This is a genomic window from Streptomyces sp. NPDC005423 (genome assembly GCF_040606415.1).
In the GTDB taxonomy this organism is placed as follows: domain Bacteria; phylum Actinomycetota; class Actinomycetes; order Streptomycetales; family Streptomycetaceae; genus Streptomyces.
This window is the reverse complement of record NZ_JBEXET010000103.1, coordinates 1-3325: the sequence shown is the minus strand read 5'-3', so window position 1 is coordinate 3325 and position 3325 is coordinate 1. Positions and strand designations below refer to the sequence as shown.

Genomic DNA, 3325 nt, shown 5'->3' with positions numbered 1-3325 from the left:
CTAGTGTCCTGCGCCAGTAGTTGATCGTTAGTAGTGGTATGACTTCTGCTGCTGGTGCGTCAGTTCCTCGTCGGGGCCCGAGGCTGGAGCCGTTGCTGCTGTCTGCTGACGAGCGGGCGGAGTTGGAGCGGTGGACGCGTCGGGCGACATCGGCACAGGCCCTGGCCCTGCGGGCCCGGATTGTGCTGGCGTGTGCGGGCCCTGAAGTACCGCCGATCGTTGCGGTCGCACGGGAGATTCGGGTGACCGCGGACACCGTCCGCAAGTGGCGGCGGCGCTTCCTCGCCGAGCGGCTGGACGGACTGACCGACGAGCCGAGGCCGGGCCGGCCGCCCACCATCAGCGTCGACCAGGTGGAAGCGGTGGTGGTCACCACGCTGGAACAGCTCCCGAAGAACGCCACCCACTGGTCGCGGAAATCGATGGCACAGCACAGCGGCCTGTCGAAGTCGACCGTGGGCCGGATCTGGCGGCAGTTCCAGCTCAAGCCGCATCTGGCAGACACCTTCAAGCTGTCGACGGACCCGTTGTTCGTGGAGAAGGTCTACGACGTCGTCGGCCTGTACTTCAACCCGCCCGAGGGTGCGGTCGTGCTGTCGGTGGACGAGTCGGGTCGGACCGAGGCGCGGTGACACCATTTCTGGTGTTCCGTTTCCCCGGCCCGCCCGCCGAACCGGACGTGCCCGTCTCCGAGCATCCGGCTCTCCACATGATCTTGCCTCTGGTCAGCCGACGGCTGCCGGTATTGGCGTCCATGGTGTCGGTATGTTCCGCCCCCGATATCGGTAGCGGACCACCGGAACCTTTTGGGGTTGGAACAGCGAGATACCGTCCTCGGTCGGCCGTTTCCCCGGGAGGAAACGCCGGAACAAGGATGCCCACGGGACACGAGGATGTCGTTTACGCAGCCAGCGGGTCACCCGATGCCAGGAATACTCATCGAGATAGCCGAAGGTGGCCGCCGACACACCATGCCTGAAGTAGGCACACCAGCCCCGCAGCACAGAATTCAACTGACGCAGCAGGTCGGACAGATGCCGGTGTTTCGATCTGCCGGTAATCGCCCGGACCTTGTCCACGATGGAGGCCAGCGCCTTCTTCGAGGGATAGGTATAAACGACGTTCCGGTCTGTGCCTCGTTTCCGCCGGCGCTGGATGTGCCAGCCCAGAAAATCGAAGCCCTCGTCGATGTGAACCACCTGTGTCTTGGCCTCCGACAGGCGCAAGCCCATTGGCGCCAGGACTGCTGCGGCCTCGGCCCGCAGCGCTTCGGCGTGCTGACGCGTCCCCGAAACCATGACCACCCAGTCATCCGCATAGCGGATGAGACGGCACATGGGCAGGCCGCGTCTGCGACGCGCGGTGCGCTGGTAGTCCGATCCATAGCTCTGCCAAGTCTCGGCGAAGTGCTCGTCGAGCTCGGACAGGGCGATGTTGGCCAGCAGCGGGGACAGGATTCCCCCCTGGGGAGTTCCGGTGATCGAAGCGCCCTCAGTGCCATCGGTATGCACGATTCCAGCCTTGAGGAACGCCTTGACCAGGGCCAGGACCCGCTTGTCTCCGATTCGCGCACGCACTCGGTCCATCAGGGCCGGGTGCGCGATCTCGTCGAAGCACGCCTGAATGTCCGCTTCCAGAACCCATTCGTAAGAGCGGGATCCAAAGAAGTGGATCTCGGCGATCGCATCCTGGGCCCGCCGTTTGGGACGGAACCCGTAGCTACACGGGAGGAAATCCGCCTCAAATATCGGCTCCAGCACCAGTTTCAGAGCCGCTTGCACAACTCTGTCGCCCACAGGAGGGATGCCCAGCCGACGGAGCTTTCCACTTCCGCCCTTGGGAATCATCACCTCCCGCACCGGGAGGGGGGTGAACGTCTGCGTCTTAAGATCTCGACGGAGACGGTCCAGGAAGAGATCTTCCCGTCCTGATAGCCGCACGGCATGAGCGGAAATTCCGTCCACACCTGCGGTTCGGGCACCCCGATTGGTCCGCACCCGCTCCCATGCAACCAGCAGGAATGCGGGGTCACATACAAGGTTGAACAGATCGTTGAACCGGCGACCGGTGTCATCGGTCGCCCATTGGTGCAGTTTGGTCTGGATCCCCAGTACCCGCCGCTCGGCCCAGAACACGGCGTCCGACGGATCGTCAATATTCATTAACGGACTCCTGGCCTTCCAGAACCATCACTGCGAACATGCTGCCGCTCTTCGCCATGCGGACGGCTTTCCCGTCCTCGGACTACTACAGCGGCTCCGCCCCGACCGGATGCTGCCGGTGGACGATGCACCTGCCCGCCACCGGCCTGGATGGCCGACGGAAAGGGAGGCATCCGGACGGTTCCCACGTTCACTGCCGGATCGATCGACGGATGAGGTGCCCGACTTTGCCCCTGCGGCCTCGCCACGCCTACGCCGCAGGCATTCAACGTGGCCTCCCGACCGACGACTTCAACCGGCCCAGGAGTCACCCCACTCCCCACCTCGGGGAGCGAAATGTGCACCGCAATCCAGCCCACATCCGCCAGGTTCGAGCTGGTGGATCTCTTAAGGGGCTTTACACGCCGGTTCCTCACGTGCACCTTTCCGTCTCGCTTGCCGGACCCGCGCCGTCTGGCAGTGCCAGCGCGTCCCGTCGTTGTCGGGGCTGCTTTCCGCCCTTACCGGCATCTCCCGGTTCGAACTGCCCCCAGCTTCGCCATGCTGCTGCGACAGCACGGCGGCGGAGTCCTTTCACCTCCGCTCGATCCCACAGCGCCTCGTGGCGCACGAAGTCGCAGATCCAGGCACTGGACCGGTCCCAGCCCGTACTGCCGATAATGCCGGGCATGCCCGAGCGGCGCACCCACGACTACGTCCGCAACGGCCTGACCACCCTGTTCGCCGCCTTCGACGTCGCCACCGGTGAAGTCATCACCGCCCTGCACCGCCGCCACCGGGCAGTGGAGTTCAAAAAGTTCCTGATCAGGATCGACAAGACGGTGCCCGCTCACCTGCAGATCCACCTGATCGTGGACAACTACGGCACCCACAAGACTCCCGCGATCAAGGCATGGCTGGCCAGACACCCGCGGTTCGAGCTGCACTTCACCCCGACCGGCTCCTCCTGGATCAACCAGGTCGAGCGATGGTTCGGCTACCTGGCCCACCAGATGATCCGCCGCGGCGCACACAAGAACATCCAGGCCCTCGAAGCCGACATCCGCGCCTGGGTCAAGGACTGGAACGAAGACCCCAAGCCGTTCATCTGGACCAAGACAGCCGAAGAAATCCTCGACTCCCTCGCCCGCCTCTGCCGACGGATCTCTGGCGCAGGACACTAG

General features: G+C 64.4%; 2 protein-coding genes and 1 pseudogene. 2 read left to right on the top strand and 1 reads right to left on the bottom strand.

What is annotated here, in order from left to right; genetic code table 11:
• Positions 1 to 38: 38 nt before the first annotated feature.
• Complete coding sequence (locus ABZT12_RS39225) at positions 39 to 632, top strand: IS630 family transposase (RefSeq protein WP_356394637.1); 594 nt, start codon at positions 39 to 41, stop codon at positions 630 to 632.
• A gap of 93 nt (positions 633 to 725) precedes the next feature.
• Here ABZT12_RS39225 and ltrA read toward each other — a convergent pair whose 3' ends face one another.
• Positions 726 to 2162 carry a group II intron reverse transcriptase/maturase gene (ltrA, locus tag ABZT12_RS39220; protein ID WP_356394634.1) on the bottom strand — a complete coding sequence of 479 codons (1437 nt, stop codon included), beginning with the start codon at positions 2160 to 2162 and terminating at the stop codon, positions 726 to 728.
• 570 nt (positions 2163 to 2732) lie between these two features.
• Here ltrA and ABZT12_RS39215 point away from each other — a divergent pair.
• Positions 2733 to 3325, top strand: a pseudogene (locus tag ABZT12_RS39215) (IS630 family transposase); the annotation flags it as partial.